This is a genomic window from Candidatus Pelagibacter bacterium nBUS_44 (genome assembly GCF_051200895.1).
Lineage (GTDB): Bacteria > Pseudomonadota > Alphaproteobacteria > Pelagibacterales > Pelagibacteraceae > Pelagibacter.
Window position 1 is genome coordinate 953,613 of sequence record NZ_CP172838.1, and the last position, 17,454, is coordinate 971,066.

Below are 17,454 nucleotides of genomic sequence, written 5' to 3' on the forward strand. Positions count from 1 at the left end.
AATTACATCTATGGAAATTAATATAAATTGTGATTTGGGCGAAAAATCTAAACATCATTCTAATAAACATGATCCAGATTTATTAGAAATAGTAAATTCTGCTAACATTGCCTGTGGTTTTCATGCAGGAGATGATCAGTCTATGAGTGAAGTGATCCAAATATCAAAAAAAAATGGAGTAAGTATTGGTGCGCATCCATCATTTAATGATCCTGAAAATTTTGGAAGACAGAGAATGAGTCTTTCTTCAAGCGAAATTAGAAAATTAATAATTGATCAGTATGAAGTTTTACAAAAGATTGCGGAAAATTATAATGAAATAGTTTCTCATATCAAACCTCATGGGGCTCTTAACAATATGGCTTGTGAGGATATTGAATTAGCAACTATTTTAGCAAAAAGTATTAAAGAAATAGATAAAGATTTAATTTACCTTGTCCCTACTGGTTCAAAAATGGAAGTTGCTGCAAAAAAATTTGATATGAAAATTGCATGTGAAATTTTTGCAGATAGAAATTATGAAGATGATGGAAATCTAGTCTCTAGAAAAAAACCAAATGCATTAATTACTGATCCAGAACAAGCAAAAAAACACGTAGTAAATATGGTTAAAAATCAGGCACTTAATTGTCACAGTGGAAAACAGATACCTTGTGAAATTGACTCTGTATGCATACATGGAGACAATATAAGTTCACTAGCTACAGCTAAATCAATTAAAGAAAATCTGATAGATAATGGACTTGAACTAAAACCTTTAAACTTAATGGAGAAATTTAACTAATGCTAAAAAAATTTTTAATTACATCTTTTTTAATAACTATATTTTCAATAAACTCACATGCTGCAGGTACAGATGATGGTTCGTCAAAAGTTAAATCAGATTATGACAAAGCTGTATCTTTAATTAAGCAAGCAAAAAAATATGAGAAAAAAGGAAAGAATGAAAAAGCAAATAAAAGATATGAGAAAGCTCAAAAATTACTAGTTATTTCTAATAAAAAAAAACCACTTCAAGCGAATACACTTAATTATCTTGGTTTTACTACTAGAAAACTTGGTGATTATGAAAATGGTGAAAAATATTATTTACTAGGTTTAGAAATTGACCCTAACCATAAAGGAATTAATGAGTATTTAGGTGAACTTTATGTTGTAACTAATCGAATTGATCTTGCAAAAGAAAGATTAAATGTATTGGCAAATTGTAATTGTGAAGAGTATGGTGAGCTTAAAGAAATAATTGATGGAACCAAACAATCTAAATATTAATAATCTTGATTGAAGAACTCATTATTTTAACTAAAATTATTTTTATTACTATTATCTTAACAGCAGATAATGCAGTTATAGTTGGTTCTATTGCAGCAAATTTTGTACCTAAAAATAGAAAACAAATTATTTTATGGGGTGTGGCTGGAGCTTTTGTATTTAAAATTTTTTTTGCACTATTTGCTACTTACTTATTTAAATTTTATTTCATTAAAATTTTGGGAGGATTATTATTAATTTGGATAGTTAATGATTTAAGAAAAGATTTAGTTGATATCAAAAGAATAAAATCTCAAACTAAAAAAAAACAAGAACCATCGTATATAAACAGTATTGGAAAGGTTTTATTTGCGGATATTATGATCAGCTTTGACAACGTTATTGGGGTTGTTGCTGCGGCTAAAGAATATTTCGGTTTTATGATTTTTGGTCTCATTCTATCAGTTGTATTAACTGGCGCCCTAGCAACCTACATGGCAAATTATATACAAAAGCATATCTGGATAGCTTATATGGGGTTAATATTTATTCTTATTGTAGGATTGCAATTAATAATTGGTGGATTAGTTGATCTGGAAATATTAAGAATTAACGAAGAATTTATAAAATATTTTTAGTTAATAAGAGTGCTTCTTTAGTGGAAACTTTTTTTGTTTCACCTCCTTAGAATAATTAGATACTGCTTTTTTTATTTCTTTTCTAATGTTGCTATATTTCTTAACAAACCTAACGTCGATTGGATTAAGTCCAATTAAATCATCAAATACTAAAATCTGTCCGTCACAATTATTTGAGGCCCCTATTCCAATAGTGGGAATACTAATTTGATTTGTTACTTTTTTTGCTAGAGTAGTTTCTACGCATTCAAGAACAATTGAAAATACACCTGCACTTTCTAATAATTTAGCGTCGTTTAAAATCTTATTTCTTTCAGAGCTTTTTTTTCCTTTGAATTTAAAAGTTTTATCTGATTGAGGAAGTAATCCTAAATGACCCATTACAGATATATTGTTTTTAGTGAGAGTTTTAACTATATTGTATATTTTTTTGCCTCCTTCTAATTTGACTGCATCACATCTAGTTTTAAGAATTATTTTTTTTGCATTTTTTAACGCTTCTTTGGAATTTCGGTATGTATTATGAGGCATATCTACAACCATTAAACTTTTCTTAATCCCCATTCTTACACTTTTAGAATGTTCAATCATTGTATTTAAAGACACTTCTCTTGTAGATTTATAATTATATAAAACTGAACCAAGTGAATCACCTACCAAAACAATATCGCATATATTATCTAAAATTGAGGCTATATTTTTAGAGTAAGCAGTTAAACTAACAATCCTAGATTTGTTCTTTTTATTAATTAAATTAAGTATTTTTTTTTTCATTGATCTACCAAGAACCAGTATTTTCCATTGAGCTCCAAGGTTCTTTAGGCTCCAAATTTCCTTCTTGCAAAATTTCAATTGAAATTTTATCAGGTGACCTAACAAACGCCATGTGTCCGTCTCTGGGAGGTCTATTAATTGTATAACCCATATCCATTAATCTTTGACAAGTTTCATAAATATTACCTACTCTATAAGCAAGATGTCCAAAGTTTCTTGAACCATTGCCTAATTCATCCTCATCCCAATTGTAAGTCAGTTCGATTTCAGCACTATTATCATTAGGAGCTGCAAGAAAAATTAGAGTGAATCTTCCTTTTTCATTTTCCATTCTTCTAGTTTCTTTTAATCCAAGACCCTCACAAAAAAATCTTAATGACTCATTAATATTTTTAATTCTAATCATTGTGTGTAAATATTTCATAAAGTTAATTTATATTAACAAAGCTATTCTAATTCAATAGTGCTTGGTGGTTTAGAGGTAATATCATACACAACTCTATTAATTCCTCTTATACTATTAACAATTTTATTTGAAATTGTTTGCATAAAAGACTTTTTAAATTCATAAAAATCTGCAGTCATTCCATCTTCGGAGGTAATAGCTCTTAATAAACATAAATATTCATAAGTACGATTGTCACCCATAACACCTACTGTTTTAACTGGTAACAAAGCAGCATAAGCTTGCCATATTTTATGGTAAAGACCATGATCTCTTAAAGCTTGAATAAAATAATAATCAGCTTCTTTAAGTATCTTAATTTTATCATTTGTAATTATCCCAGGCATTCTAATTGCTAATCCAGGTCCTGGAAAAGGATGTCTAGAAATAATATCCTTGCTTAAGTTTAATTCTAAACCTAATTTTCTAACTTCATCTTTAAAAAGAAATTTTAAGGGTTCCACAAGTTTAAGTTTCATCTTTTTTGGAAGTCCTCCAACATTATGATGTGATTTAATTTTTGAAGTTTGACTGCCTGTTACTGATTTACTTTCAATTAAATCTGGATAAAGAGTTCCTTGTGCTAAGAATTTTACGTTTTTAATTTTTTTAGCATATCTTTCAAAGATTTTTATAAAAAGATTACCAATAATTTTTCTTTTTTTTTCAGGATCGGAAACGTTATGTAGTTTTTTTAAAAATTCTTTTTCTGCATTTACATAAATTAAGTTCATTTTTAAACGTTTCTTAAAAGTCTGAACAACTTGTAGCTCCTCGTTTTTTCTCAAAAGACCAGTGTTAACAAAAATACAATATAATTTTTTACCAATAGCTTTATTAAGTAATTGTGCAACAACGCTACTATCAACACCTCCTGATAAAGCACAAATAACTTTTTCAGATCCAACTTGATTCTTAACTTCCTTAATAAGTTGAACTTTTTGATCTTTAGATGACCAATTCCGTTTAATTTTACAAACTAAAAAAATGAAATTACTAATTAATTTTTTACCGTTTTCAGTGTGAGTAACCTCTGGATGAAATTGAATACCATAAAATTTCTTGTTTTTATTTTCAACTATTGCAAACTTAGAATTTGTACTGGATGCTACAACTTTAAAGTCTTTTGGAAGTTTTGAGACTTGGTCAGCATGGCTCATCCAAACTTTTTTTGAATTTTTTTTATTAAAAAAGTTTTTTGTTAACAGACTTTCATTTTTTTTATAAATATTTGCTAACCCAAATTCACGGTGTTTTGATTGTCTAACTCTTCCACCATTAAGTTTAGATAATATTTGATGACCAAAACAAATTCCTAAAATTGGAATATCTAAATTAATAATTTTTTTATCAAATGAATATTTGTTTATTTCATAAACATTTAAAGGTCCGCCAGATAAAATTATACCTTTAATTGATCTATCTATATCTTTGATTTTAATTTTTTTATGACTTACAATCTCTGAAAAAACTCCTAATTCCCTTATTCTTCTTGCAATTAATTGTGTAAATTGTGAACCAAAATCTATTATTAAGATTTTTTTAAGATTTTGATCAAGACTCATTATTATCAGGTTCTATATTCTTTAGAGATTTTTGAATTCCATTATTTTCATCACATAGATTTTTACAAACTTTTACAAAAGTTTGAGACAGATCATTCACTTTTGAATAATTTGATTTCTTTAAGGCTATTTTCATTAACATTAAAATAGCTTCCTCATTATTTGGTTCAATTAATAATGTTGTTTCTAAATTGTATTCTTCCTTTTTTTGATCTTCTTCATGATTATAAATTTTTGCTAAGTACAAGTAAGATTTTGCATCTTTAGGGTTAAATACTATGTTGCGCTCAAACATAAATTTTGCATCATCATAATTCTGACTTTGGTACTTCTTTAGAGCTTCATCAAAAAAATTTTCTTTTGCAAACGCTAAGTTTGAAGAAACCAATATAAAATAAACCAAAATTATTAATTTAAATATTTTATTCATTAGTATTTACTATCATTTTTAATAACATCGACATTGTGAACCATACTTTCGTAAAAGCCTGCTTTGGTAATTTTTACAAAATTAGGTTTAACTCTTAATTTTATAATGTTTTTTGAACCAAGATAACCCATTGAAGATCTTAATCCACCAATCAATTTATATATAATACTCCCTACGTCTCCCTTATATTTTGCAAATCCTTCTACGCCTTCTGGAACATATTTTGAAGTATCTTTTTGTTTCGTTTGAAAATATCTATCAGCTGACCCTTTGTTCATTGCTCCTACAGATCCCATTCCCCTAAAACTTTTAAATAACTTTCCATTTTTTTTTATTAATTTTCCTGGAGCTTCATCTGTGCCTGCAAATAGTGACCCTATCATTACAGCATCAGCTCCTGCTGCAAAAGCTTTTGCAAGATCTCCTGAATATTTAATTCCACCATCTGAAATAATTTTTACATTTTTATTTTTTAATCCATTTCTTACTGATAGTATTGCGCTCAACTGAGGAACTCCAATACCCGCTACTAATCTTGTCGTACAAATTGATCCTGGACCAATTCCAACTTTAATAATATCAACACCTAATTTAATCAAAAACTTAGCAGCTTCTGGTGTTGCTATATTTCCAGCGCAAAGAGCGATTTTCTTATTTTTAAATTTTTTAATAAATTTAATTATTTCTCCAACTTTTTTTGTATGTCCGTGTGCAGTGTCAACTACTATCAAATCAACGCCCTCTTTAATTATAGCTTTAGCTCTCAAGAATTCATTTGGTCCTGCACCAACTGCAGCGCCTACTAATAATTTTAGTTTTTTTACTTTTTTAATCTCTAGAATTTGGTCTTTAATTTTTAGATTTCTATGAATAACTCCTATTCCACCTGATTTTGCTATAGCTATAGCCATTTTACTCTCCGTAACAGTGTCCATTGCTGAAGATAAAAGAGGAATTTTTAGCTTCAAATTCTTGGTTAATGAAACTGATGTTTGAACTTCTGAAGGTAATATTTCTGAATATTTTGGCGCTAATGTAACGTCATCAAAGGTAAGTGCTTCTTTTATAGGAACCATGATCTTTTATATACGATTCCTTTAAAAATTAAAGTCCCTATCTAAGTTTACTGCAAATTATAAAACTTTCTTTAGAGTCTTTTCTGCTAGATTTTGGTTTAAAAACCTTAACTTCTTTAAAATATTTTTTTCCCTCAGCAACTATTTCGTTAAATGTTCCACCCATAAAAATTTTTGAAATAAAGTAACCGTTATCTTTTAATTGATCTTTTGCAAAAAACATTGCTTCTTTGCATAGTTCACCTGTTTGAATAGAGTCTATATTTTTAATACCTGTCGTATTCACAGCCATGTCCGACATCACAACGTCTATTTTATCTTTTATATGTTTTTTAATTTCATCTTGAATTTTATCTTCTGTAAAATCACCCTGGATTTGAACTGTATTACCAATTGGTTCCATCTCTTTTAAATCAATTGATATTAATCTGCCACTTTTTGCAACTTTTGCAGCATATTGGGACCAACTTCCAGGAGCAGCTCCTATATCTATTGCTGAAATACCACCTTTAAATATTTTAAATTTTTCATCTATCTCAATTAATTTGTATGCTGATCTCGCTCTATAGCCGTCAACCTTAGATTGCCTTACGTAGGTGTCTCTTCTTTGTTTGTTAACCCAATTTTTAGAAATTTTATTTTTTTTCAATTAACTATTAAACCTTAAGCTTTTACTTAAAGTGTTACCTTGAAGTGTTTCAATATCTATAGTGATTTCTTTATTCAGTCTCATGTCTTTTTTATCTTTCCAAATACCTGCAGCTAAATGCATTATACCAATCTTATAGTTGGGCAAATAAGGTTCAACGAAAGTAGAACTTTCTTCATCAAACTTTGGTAAAAGATTACTTGTGATCCAATTACAATTAAGAGGTAAAAATTCAGTTTCAATATCGTCTATGTAGACAGACATATTCATTGCTAACTGTTCAGAGCCGAATATATCACCACCTTTTAAGGTTTGTTCAAGATTTTTCTGCCATGAATTCCATGAAGTTGAATTCTTTACTAAAGAAAAAACTCCAATATTTATATGAGGAGCAAACGCGAGTTTTCTTGCCTTTGCATAACCTATATTTGACTTTACAGCATGTTTAAAATTTTGGGATTTAATAATTGCTAACTTTCCTATTACCCAATTAACTTTTGAAGTTATTTTATAACCTGGTCCAATAGTTTGTGTTATTCCTAATTTTCCATCATCACATGCCTTAAAATAAAGTTCAATAGTCTTCCAATCGTTGACCCATGCATCGCAATCAATCCATAAATATTTTTCATAACTTGGAAAATATTTTGGAAGAAAGGCTCTTGAAACTTGACTCTTAAGCCACTCTCTTCCTTTTATTTTGCTATCTGGAACTTCTATATCCCATTCAGCTGATTTTATTTCATCAACTTTTTGGGATAATATTTCTTTTTGTTCCTTAGTTAGTCCAGCATCTAAAATACATATAGCAACTTTCCTACTCTCATTAAATCTTATAATTGAATTGATTAATTCGTCTAATAAAGGAAAATAGTTAGAGTCTGCTAAAGATACTATAACATTTTTTTTCATTACAATACGTCTTCAAGATCATCATCTTCTTCAACTGAATCTTTATCCTGATTTTGTTTTTTTAATTTTTGATAATGAAAAAAACTGATTGGTAGCATTAATAAATAAACAACTGCACTAATAGATATTATACTAAAAGGATAAATTAAAAGTAATCCAAAAAACAATACTATCCCAAATAATAAAAAAATAGTTGTCTTTCTTTGAATAACAATCTTTTTAAATGAATAACTAGGAAACTTACTAATGAGTAATAAAGAAGTGGTTATGAAAAATGCTGGCACAATAATATCGTAATTTAGTTCAATGTAATTAAAATTTGTAAGGCTAATTATTAGAGGAGTTAAAACAAGAATACCCCCAGCTGGAGATGGAACTCCCTCAAAAAAATTATCTCTCCAAGATGGTTCTTGATTTGAATTAACATTAAATCTAGCCAATCTTAATGCTACACAAATCACATAAATCAAACACACCAACCAACCAAATCTTCCAAGGGTATCTAACTTCCAAAAAAACATAACAAATGCTGGGGCTACGCCAAAGCTAATCATATCAGTTAAAGAGTCTAATTCTTTACCTACTTTTGATGTTCCTTTGATTAGTCTTGCAATTCTTCCATCCAAACCATCAATTAAAGCTGCAAAAATTATTGCTATTATTGCAAATTCAAATTTTCCATCTAACGCAAATCTAATAGAAGTTAAACCAATACAAACTCCTATTAAAGTCAGCATGTTAGGTAAAATTACTCTAGCATTTTTTTTTTCTGCTATGATTTTTAAGTTGTTTTTTGGTTGTTCCATTTTTATTTTTTGGCTAATAAAGTTTCACCCGAAATAGTTTTTTGACCAATTTTAACTAATGGTTCATAGTTTTCATAATAAACATCTGCACGACTTCCAAATCTAATCATGCCAATTCTATCACCTTGATTAAGCTCTTGACCATTATTTGTCTCACACACAATTCTTCTAGCAATCAAGCCTGCTATTTGAACTATAACAATATCATTTCCACTCTTATCTTTTAATTTATAATAATTTCTTTCGTTATCTTCACTTGCTTTGTCAAAAGATGCATTTAAAAATTTTCCCGGTTTGTATAGAATTTCTTCAACTGTTCCTGAGCATGGAGTTCTGTTTACGTGACAATCAAAAACATTCATGAATATACTTATCTTTTTAAATTTTTTATTTTCTAAACCTACTTCTTTAGGTCCATCCACTTCTTCTACTTTAATTACTTCGCCATCAGCTGGGCTAACTAAATAGTTGTCATCTCCAATTATAACTCTCTCTGGATCTCTAAAAAAATAATAAACCCAAATTGTTAGCAGCAATCCAACAACTCCAAGGAAACCGCTTAACGATAATAATATAATTGTGACAAAAACTGAGATTACTAAAAATTTGTAACCCTCTGTATGAATCTTTGGAAATATCTTACTAAACATATTCTTATATTTGCTAATTTTCGATTAATATGTATATAAACCAATCAAATTCAATTAATAAGATAAATTTATTTTAATGAGTAAAATCAAGGTAAATAACCCTATTGTAGAGCTAGATGGTGATGAAATGACTCGTATCATATGGAAGTTTATTAAGAATAAACTAATTCTTCCATATTTAGATCTAGGGATTGAATATTATGACCTTGGAATGAAAAGCAGAGATAATACTGATGATCAAATAACAATAGACTCTGCTAATGCCATAAAAAAAATCGGTGTTGGAATTAAATGTGCCACAATTACTCCTGATGAAGCTAGAGTTGAGGAGTTTGATTTAAAAAAAATGTGGAGATCTCCCAATGGAACGATAAGAAATATAATTGGTGGAACTGTATTTAGAGAACCAATTATCTGCAAAAATATACCAAAACTTGTTCCTTCTTGGAAAGATCCTGTTGTTATTGGAAGACATGCCTTTGGAGATCAATATAGAGCTACGGATTTTAAGGTGCCTGGTAAAGGTAAAATGGAAGTTAAGTGGACCTCTGAGGATGGTAAAGATGAAATAAAATATGAAGTATTTAATTTTACTGGTCCTGGTGTTGCACTTTCAATGTATAATTTAGATAAATCAATTGAAGACTTTGCAAAATCTTGCTTTAGCTATGGATTAATTAAGAAGTGGCCTGTTTACATGTCTACAAAAAATACAATTTTAAAACAATACGATGGTAGATTTAAAGACATATTCCAAGAAATTTTTGAAAAAGAATACAAAACAGATTTTGAAAAAAATAATCTAACGTACGAACATAGATTAATTGATGATATGGTTGCTTGTGCAATGAAATGGAGTGGTAAATATATTTGGGCTTGTAAAAACTATGATGGTGATGTTCAGTCTGATACCATGGCACAAGGTTATGGATCTTTAGGATTAATGACTAGTACATTATTAACACCTGATGGAAAAGTGATGGAAGCTGAAGCTGCACATGGAACAGTTACAAGACACTATAGAATGCACCAGCAAGGTAAAGAAACTTCAACAAACCCTATAGCCTCAATATTTGCTTGGACTAGAGGATTAGCTCACAGAGGAAAATTAGATGGAAATAATGAGTTGATAAAATTTGCTCAAACAATTGAAAAAGTGTGTATTGAGTGTGTTGAGAATGGCGCAATGACAAAAGATTTAGCTATTCTTATTGGGCCATCAAGCAAATATTTAACTACTAATCAATTTTTAGATGAAATTGATGGTAATCTTAAAAAAAAATTAAATTAAAGTTTTGAGCTTTTTAAAAGCTTCTTCAATTTTAGACTGATCTTGACCTCCAGCTTGCGCAAAGTCTTTTCTTCCACCTCCACCTTGTCCTCCAATAATCTCAGAACCTACTTTAACAAATTGAACTGCATCAAATTTATCTGTTAATTTATCTGTCACACCAACTGCAATTCCAACTTTATCATCTTTGCTAGCAAAGACTATTATTATACCTTCGCCTAATTCTTTCTTTCCCTTATCAACAAGTTTTCTTAATTCTTTAGGTGGCAGTCCATCAACATTTTGAAGTCTTAATTTAATTCCTTTAATTTCATCATCAGTAATTTTATTTTTTGATTTATCTTCTAGAATTGAATTTACTGAAATTGTCTCTAATTGTTTTGTTAAATTCTTTATTAATGTTTTTTGATCTGACTGATCTAAATTAGGTTTTCCACCTAATTTAGATATTTGTTCACTTAAATCTTTAATAGAATCATCATTTTTTTCAGAAGAAATATTAGATAGTTTTTCTTTATTCTTTAAATAATCTTCTAATTGTTTGTCTCTTAAAGCTTCAATTCTTCTAACCCCTGCAGCAATTGAAGATTGGCTTATTATCTTAAATTTACCAATATCACCTGTATTTTTAACGTGCGTTCCACCACATAATTCAGTTGAAAAATACTTATCACCTTCATCGCCCATTGATAAAACTCTAACTTCATCACCATATTTTTCACCAAATAATGCTAAAGCCCCATTTTCAACGGCTTCATCTGGTGTCATTAATCGAGTTTTTACATCAGATTTTTTTGAAACCATTGAATTTACAAAGTTTTCTACTTTATCAATTTCTTCAGTTGGTATTGGTTTCATGTGACTAAAATCAAATCTTAGTCGACTAGATTCAACCAAAGATCCTTTTTGTGTAACATGATCGCCTAATACTCTCCTTAATGACTCATGTAATAAATGCGTTGCCGAGTGATATGCTCTAGTATTATTTCTTCTTTCAACATTGATTTTCAATTCAACACTATCCTTTATCTTTATTGATCCACTAATTACTTTTCCATAATGAACAAATAAGTCTCCTAATTTTTTTTGGACATCTGTTACCTCAAATTTAAAATCATTTGCAATAATTTCTCCAGTATCACCTACTTGACCACCAGACTCTCCATAAAATGGTGTCTGGTTTACAATAATCATTCCTTCGTCATTTTCTTTTAATTTTATAACTTCTTTATTATCTTTTAAAAGTGATAAGATTATTCCCTCAGCTTGATTAGTTTCATAACCTAGGAATTCAGTGGCCTCTAATTTATCTTTTATTCCAAACCAAATATTTTCAACTGCAGCATCACCTGATCCTTTCCAATTTTTTTTAGCAAGTTCTCTACTTTTTTTCATCAAGGATTGGAATTTTTCTGTATCAATTGACATTGATTTATTTCTTAAAATATCTTCTGTAAGATCTAATGGAAATCCATAAGTGTCATATAATTTAAATGCTACTTCTCCAGGTAAAACTTTATCTATTTTAGATACCTCATCATTTAAAATTTTAATTCCTCTATCTAAAAGAACTAAAAATTTTTCTTCTTCCATTCTTAAAGTTTCTTTAATTAAAGACTCTGCTCTTACTAATTCAGGATAGTTGCCTGACATTTCATCTCTAAGTGTTTCAAATAAATTGAAAAAAACTGGTTCTTTGGATCCAAGTAAATGTGAATGTCTCATTCCTCTTCTCATTATTCTTCTGAGAACATAACCTCTTCCTTCATTTGAAGGTAGTACACCTTCAGCAATTAAAAATGCGCTAGCTCTTAAGTGGTCAGCTATAACTCTGAAGCTTGATTGATTAGATTGATCTTGTTTAATTTTAATAATGTCAGATGCAGAGCTTATAATTTTTTTAAAATGATCTGTTTCATAATTATCATGCGTACCTTGCAGCAAAGCTGCAATTCTTTCTAATCCCATACCAGTATCAACAGATGGTTTCGGAAGATTTATTCTTTTATCTTTTGTAACTTGTTCATATTGCATGAAAACTAAGTTCCATATCTCAATAAATCGATCTCCATCTTCATCTTTAGAACCAGGTAAACCACCAGCTAGATGATCACCATGATCATAAAAAATTTCAGAGCATGGACCACACGGACCTGTTTCTCCCATTGACCAAAAATTGTCAGATGTTACTATTCTAATAATCTTATCATCACTAAAACCAGCTATTTTCTTCCAAAAATTGAAGGCTTCATCATCTTCATGATAAACCGTTACATAAAGTCGGTTTTTATCTATACCAAAATCTTTAGTGATTAAATTCCAAGCATAGTAAATTGCTTGTTCTTTAAAATAATCTCCAAATGAAAAATTTCCCAACATTTCAAAGAATGTGTGATGTCTTGGTGTGTAGCCTACATTTTCTAAATCATTATGTTTTCCACCTGCTCTTACACACTTTTGAGAAGTGGTTGCCCTTTGATAGTCTCTTTTCTCTAAACCGGTAAATACATTTTTAAACTGCACCATCCCTGAGTTTGCAAACATTAAGGTTGGATCATTATTTGGAACTAAATTGCTAGACTCTACAATCTTATGATCGTTCTTTTCAAAATATTTTAAGAATGTATTCCTTATTTCATTTAAAGATTTGTCAGCCATATTTTTAAAATACAGCTTTTTTATTCTATGTCTATATAACAGTAAGGGAAAAAAGGCGCTTAAACTAAGCGCCTTTTAATAATTAAAGATGACCTTTTAACTAATTCTTTTTAGTAGGAACTACTTCTTCTTTAGTTGCTGCTTTTGGATCTTCAATTTGATCTTTTGCAGCTTTTTCTGGATCTAAAGGGTTTCCTTCAATTTTTTTTGAAATTACACCTGCTTTTTCTCTTATTGCCATTTCTATTTCTGCAGCAATATTAGAGTTTTCTTCTAAATAAATTTTAGCATTTTCTCTACCTTGACCTATCTTTTCGCCTTTATAAGCATACCAAGCACCAGACTTTTCAACTATTCCAGCTTTTGCTCCAAGGTCAACTAGTTCACCGACTTTGCTAATACCTTTTCCATACATTAGATCAAACTCAACTACTTTAAATGGTGGGGCTACTTTATTTTTAACCACTTTAACTCTTGTAGAGTTGCCTATAATCTCATCACCATTTTTAATTGCACCAATTCTTCTAATATCCATTCTTACAGATGAATAAAATTTAAGTGCATTTCCCCCAGAAGTAGTTTCTGGGCTTCCAAACATTACTCCAATTTTCATTCTAATTTGATTAATAAAAATCATCATAGTGTTTGTACTTGAAATTGAGCCAGTTAATTTTCTTAAAGCTTGACTCATTAATCTTGATTGAAGACCAACGTGATGATCTCCCATTTCTCCTTCAATTTCTGCTCTAGGAGTTAATGCAGCAACTGAGTCAACAACAATTACAGAAACTGAACCTGATTTAACTAATGTGTCAGCTATTTCTAAAGCTTGTTCACCCGTATCTGGTTGTGAAATTAATAATTCTTCTGTATCTACACCAAGTTTTTTTGCATAAACTGGGTCTAATGCATGCTCTGCGTCAACAAATGCACATATTCCACCAGCTTTTTGTGCTTCTGCAACAACTTGTAATGCTAATGTTGTTTTTCCTGAAGATTCTGGCCCATAAACTTCAACAACTCTTCCTTTCGGTAAGCCTCCTATTCCAAGCGCTAAGTCTAAGCTTAAAGAACCCGTCGATATTGACTCAACATCCATTGCTTTTCTTTGGCCAAGTTTCATTACAGAGCCTTTTCCAAAATTGTCAGTAATTTGTGCTATTGCTGCATCTAATGCTTTGTTTTTTTCGCTGCCTTCTGCTTGTTGCGCTTTTGTAGTTTTAACTACTTTTAAGTTGTTTTTAGTCATTTTTAGCCTTTTTTTTTAATTTTTTTAACTCTCGAATCATGCTCTAAATGTACACATTTTGTTCTCATTAGCAATATATTTATTTTTTAGTCAAAAAACACAAATAATTACTTAAGTTTTAGATATTGGCTATTTAAAAGTCCCACTGCTTTTAGCAGGTTATACTGAGCCATAAGATAATTTTTTTCAGAACTTGCTAAAGAGATTTGAGCTGAAAGCAATAAAGCGTTTGATTGAATAACATCAAGAGTAGTTCTTGATCCCCTTTCATACTCTGCAGCAATTCCATCATTTGCTATTTGAGCTGCTCTTACTTGGGCTTTTACAGAATTTAAAAAACTTTCTGAAGACTCTAAGCTAGACCATGCACTTGCAACATGAGTTTCATTAGTTCTAACTGCATCATCTAATAATAATCTTTTTCTAGTTGTTAAATTTGAATTTTTTTTAATAGTCGAGAATTTTTTTCCACCTGAAAAAAAAGGCCAGCTAACTGTAGCTTTTAAAGTTTCTTTCTCTCTTTCATCATATGTTGAACTAATATCGTCAGCATAAGATTTTTCTAAAGATAAAGTTGCAGTTGGTGCTAAATCTGATTTTGAGATTGATAAATCTTTTTCAGATTGTACTAAATCAAATTTTGCAATTTTAATATCTGGATTATTTTGTTTTGATAAATCAATTGCTTCATTTAAAGAATTTGGAACACCTACAATTGAATTTGAGCTTTTTTCTAACTGATTAACATCAGATATTTTTCCAATAATATTTTGATAAGTTAACTTAGCAATTAACAATTCACTTTTAGCTTGAGTAAATTGTGCTTGAGCTCCTGCAAATGAGGACTCTGACTGTGCAAGATCAGTAATTGTAATTTGCCCACGGTCCAATCTAATTTTATCATTTTCAACTTGTCTGGTTAAAAGATTTAAATTCTTTTCGTTAATATCATTTTTTTCTCTTGCTAAAATTAAATTTGAATAAGCATCAATTGCACTATGAAGAACATCCTGTTCTTTTTTAATTAATCTTGCTTTTGCTAAATCTAATCCTGCTTTACTTTTTTTAAGCTCTAAACCTCTTCCGAAATCTAAAATTGTTTGTTCTAATTTTATTGAAGTAGTAAAAGGATCCACATCAGTTATTGCAGCATTTGAACCATCTCGATTTGTAAGCTTACTTGTATCCTCTTGACTTTGAGTTCCACTTAAAGTCAAAGATGGTAGGTAGTTACCTTTTGAAATATTTACATCTTGCTCAGAGGCTTTTAAACTTTCTCTTTCTGCATTTAATTGAATATTATTTTGATAAGCTTGGTTCAATGCATTATACAAAGTAACAGCAGATACATTGCTAAAGTTAAATAATGTTAGACAAGTTAGTATAAATATTTTTTTCATTTTGCTTTATATACAGCAGATTTTATTTGATGGTTACTGTTTAAATTTAAAATAATAGACGCATATTTGGGCATTTTTTTGAACATGTTCTCTGTAATTCTTTGGTAAGTTTGCATAAAATTTATTACATCTCCTTTGTTCATTATTTTATGACCAGATGATTTTTTAGTTTTAAGCCTTAGTTTGTGCTCCTGCTTTAATCTCCATTTTTGTAGCAAACTAAAATTTTTTGCTTTTAAATAAATCATACAATTTAGTTGAGAATATAATTTCTTATATTTTGTCTTTAACTCTTGGTTAACATATTTTCTCCAAATAAGTTTTTGATCATTAACTTTTTCAAGTGAATTAATTGATTTTTTAAGAGTTTTGCTCATTTCTGCTTTAGCCCCTACGCACCAACCTTCAAATATTATAACATCAGGTTTTTCTTTTATTTTATACCAATTCTTTTTAGGAGATCTGTCATCCACTGCTTTATTAAAATTTGGTAATTCTATTTTCTTAAAATTCTTACTTTTTGCTTTTTTAAAAAAGTTTAACATCATTTGTGTATCATGGGTTCCGGGTACTCCTCTTGTCATTAGCATCGGATGAACTTTTTTCGATAAATTTAATCTTTCTTTTCGAGTTTTATAAAAATCATCAATGGAAATTTTAAATACTTTAAGTTTAAAATATTTTTCGAGTATAATTTTTACAATTGAACTTGTAGTTGTTTTGCCAGTTCCCTGCCCACCTGCCAAACCAACAAAGTAAGGTTTTTTATTATTTGCTTTTTTTGCAATCCAAAAACACATTGGAATTAAAAAAGACCTGAGCATTCCATCTTTGTTACCAAACTTTTCTGTTGGGGTTTCCTGTGATTTAATAAATCTAAAACAATCTTTTTTAACTGTATTAAAACATTCAGAAGCTAATTTCATTGAACTTTTATTTTTTTTGATCCATTGGATGATTTAGACCATCAAAGAAAGCTACATCTTTTAAATCTTCTACTTTAACTTCATCCACACAGCCTAAATTAAAACCCGTCATTGTAGGTGCACTTCTTGGATTGTGATGAGTATAAATTCCACACTCTTTACAAAAGTAGTGGTTAGCAACTTTTGTATGATATTGATAAAGACTTAACTTATCTTCTCCTTTGGTAACTTTAAAATCTTCATTCTTAACCATTCCCATAGTTGCATTTTTTCTTTTACAGATAGAGCAATTACATTTAACAATTTTTGCTAATTCATTAATTGGAACATTAATTTCAGCTTCGATAGCTCCACAGTGACAATTTAATTTCATATAACTCCTCTATCCTAATTTAATTAATACTCTTTATAAATTTGCTCCCTACTATCTTTATTCATCCCTTTAGTTTTTTCTATAAATTCATTTCTCAATTCTCTTGTTTTAAATATATAAAAACAAACTGTATCTTTGCTATGATAAATAGCTTTTAACTCATCCTCTATATCGTTTAACTCTTCTGGTATTTTGGCTTTAATACAAATCATTAATCTATTTTCTTAAATTTAAACTACTAGTGGTTAGAGTTATCCACAATAGCACAAAATGTGGTTTTGGATGTTCACGTTTTGATTCACTTTTGATTCAGTTACAGACTCAAAATACAACCTATTGCGTGTATTGTATAACTAGTCTA

General features: G+C 29.4%; 19 protein-coding genes. 4 read left to right on the top strand and 15 right to left on the bottom strand.

All coding sequences use genetic code 11. From position 1 onward, the window contains the following. Positions 1-10: 10 nt before the first annotated feature. The 3 genes from ACIJYB_RS05370 to ACIJYB_RS05380 are packed head-to-tail and all read left to right on the top strand — an operon-like array spanning position 11 to position 1,889. The gene (locus ACIJYB_RS05370) at positions 11-784 is read left to right on the top strand and encodes a 5-oxoprolinase subunit PxpA (RefSeq protein ID WP_435150378.1); all 774 of its coding nucleotides are present in this window, start codon (positions 11-13) and stop codon (positions 782-784) included. Next, positions 784-1,272, top strand: coding sequence for a tetratricopeptide repeat protein (locus ACIJYB_RS05375; protein WP_435150380.1), 489 nt, complete (start codon positions 784-786; stop codon positions 1,270-1,272). Before ACIJYB_RS05370 ends, ACIJYB_RS05375 begins: the two co-directional genes overlap by 1 nt. 5 nt (positions 1,273-1,277) lie before the next feature. Continuing rightward, a complete protein-coding gene (locus ACIJYB_RS05380; protein ID WP_435150382.1) occupies positions 1,278-1,889 on the top strand; it encodes a YjbE family putative metal transport protein in 612 nt (203 codons plus the stop codon). Here ACIJYB_RS05380 and panB read toward each other — a convergent pair whose 3' ends face one another. Genes panB through ACIJYB_RS05425 form a run of 9 tightly spaced genes read right to left on the bottom strand, consistent with a single transcriptional unit; the run spans position 1,890 to position 9,196 of the window. Next, positions 1,890-2,663 (bottom strand): 3-methyl-2-oxobutanoate hydroxymethyltransferase, encoded by a 774-nt coding sequence (gene panB, locus ACIJYB_RS05385; RefSeq protein WP_435150384.1) that lies wholly within the window; start codon positions 2,661-2,663, stop codon positions 1,890-1,892. Between the two features lie 4 nt (positions 2,664-2,667). Then, positions 2,668-3,087: a VOC family protein gene (locus ACIJYB_RS05390; protein ID WP_435150386.1), complete on the bottom strand. Its 420-nt coding sequence runs from the start codon at positions 3,085-3,087 to the stop codon at positions 2,668-2,670. 23 nt (positions 3,088-3,110) lie between these two features. Continuing rightward, on the bottom strand, positions 3,111-4,673 hold the full coding sequence (gene guaA, locus ACIJYB_RS05395) for a glutamine-hydrolyzing GMP synthase (RefSeq protein WP_435150388.1): 1,563 nt from the start codon (positions 4,671-4,673) through the stop codon (positions 3,111-3,113). Further along, positions 4,663-5,103, bottom strand: a complete 441-nt coding sequence (locus tag ACIJYB_RS05400) for a hypothetical protein (RefSeq protein WP_435150389.1) — start codon at positions 5,101-5,103, stop codon at positions 4,663-4,665. Before ACIJYB_RS05400 ends, guaA begins: the two co-directional genes overlap by 11 nt. Beyond that, entirely contained in the window at positions 5,103-6,179 is a 1,077-nt protein-coding gene (guaB, locus tag ACIJYB_RS05405) for an IMP dehydrogenase (RefSeq protein ID WP_435150391.1), read from the bottom strand. The genes ACIJYB_RS05400 and guaB overlap by 1 nt, the downstream gene beginning before the upstream one ends. Positions 6,180-6,216: 37 nt before the next feature. Then, positions 6,217-6,828 carry an RlmE family RNA methyltransferase gene (locus ACIJYB_RS05410; protein WP_435150393.1) on the bottom strand — a complete coding sequence of 204 codons (612 nt, stop codon included), beginning with the start codon at positions 6,826-6,828 and terminating at the stop codon, positions 6,217-6,219. After that, positions 6,829-7,740: a glycosyltransferase gene (locus tag ACIJYB_RS05415; RefSeq protein WP_435150395.1), complete on the bottom strand. Its 912-nt coding sequence runs from the start codon at positions 7,738-7,740 to the stop codon at positions 6,829-6,831. Beyond that, positions 7,740-8,546, bottom strand: a complete 807-nt coding sequence (pssA, locus tag ACIJYB_RS05420) for a CDP-diacylglycerol--serine O-phosphatidyltransferase (protein ID WP_435150396.1) — start codon at positions 8,544-8,546, stop codon at positions 7,740-7,742. The genes ACIJYB_RS05415 and pssA overlap by 1 nt, the downstream gene beginning before the upstream one ends. A 2-nt stretch (positions 8,547-8,548) precedes the next feature. Further along, complete coding sequence (locus ACIJYB_RS05425) at positions 8,549-9,196, bottom strand: phosphatidylserine decarboxylase (RefSeq protein WP_435150398.1); 648 nt, start codon at positions 9,194-9,196, stop codon at positions 8,549-8,551. A 76-nt stretch (positions 9,197-9,272) separates the two neighbouring features. Between ACIJYB_RS05425 and ACIJYB_RS05430 the strand changes: the two genes are divergently transcribed. Continuing rightward, on the top strand, positions 9,273-10,487 hold the full coding sequence (locus ACIJYB_RS05430) for an NADP-dependent isocitrate dehydrogenase (protein WP_435150400.1): 1,215 nt from the start codon (positions 9,273-9,275) through the stop codon (positions 10,485-10,487). On the opposite strand, the gene alaS is transcribed toward ACIJYB_RS05430, so the two are convergent. The 6 genes from alaS to ACIJYB_RS05460 all read right to left on the bottom strand — a co-directional run bounded on the left by alaS (position 10,479) and on the right by ACIJYB_RS05460 (position 17,305). Then, positions 10,479-13,145: an alanine--tRNA ligase gene (gene alaS, locus ACIJYB_RS05435; protein ID WP_435150401.1), complete on the bottom strand. Its 2,667-nt coding sequence runs from the start codon at positions 13,143-13,145 to the stop codon at positions 10,479-10,481. The two genes, ACIJYB_RS05430 and alaS, sit on opposite strands and share 9 nt — an antisense overlap. Positions 13,146-13,245: 100 nt before the next feature. Further along, positions 13,246-14,394: a recombinase RecA gene (gene recA / locus ACIJYB_RS05440; RefSeq protein WP_435150403.1), complete on the bottom strand. Its 1,149-nt coding sequence runs from the start codon at positions 14,392-14,394 to the stop codon at positions 13,246-13,248. A gap of 107 nt (positions 14,395-14,501) precedes the next feature. After that, positions 14,502-15,794 (bottom strand): TolC family outer membrane protein, encoded by a 1,293-nt coding sequence (locus ACIJYB_RS05445; RefSeq protein ID WP_435150405.1) that lies wholly within the window; start codon positions 15,792-15,794, stop codon positions 14,502-14,504. Further along, the gene (locus ACIJYB_RS05450; RefSeq protein WP_435150407.1) at positions 15,791-16,720 is read right to left on the bottom strand and encodes a uridine kinase; all 930 of its coding nucleotides are present in this window, start codon (positions 16,718-16,720) and stop codon (positions 15,791-15,793) included. The genes ACIJYB_RS05445 and ACIJYB_RS05450 overlap by 4 nt, the downstream gene beginning before the upstream one ends. Before the next feature lie 7 nt (positions 16,721-16,727). Next, positions 16,728-17,093, bottom strand: coding sequence for a GFA family protein (locus ACIJYB_RS05455; RefSeq protein ID WP_435085312.1), 366 nt, complete (start codon positions 17,091-17,093; stop codon positions 16,728-16,730). A gap of 23 nt (positions 17,094-17,116) precedes the next feature. Further along, entirely contained in the window at positions 17,117-17,305 is a 189-nt protein-coding gene (locus ACIJYB_RS05460) for a hypothetical protein (RefSeq protein ID WP_435150409.1), read from the bottom strand. Between the last annotated feature and the right edge of the window lie 149 nt (positions 17,306-17,454).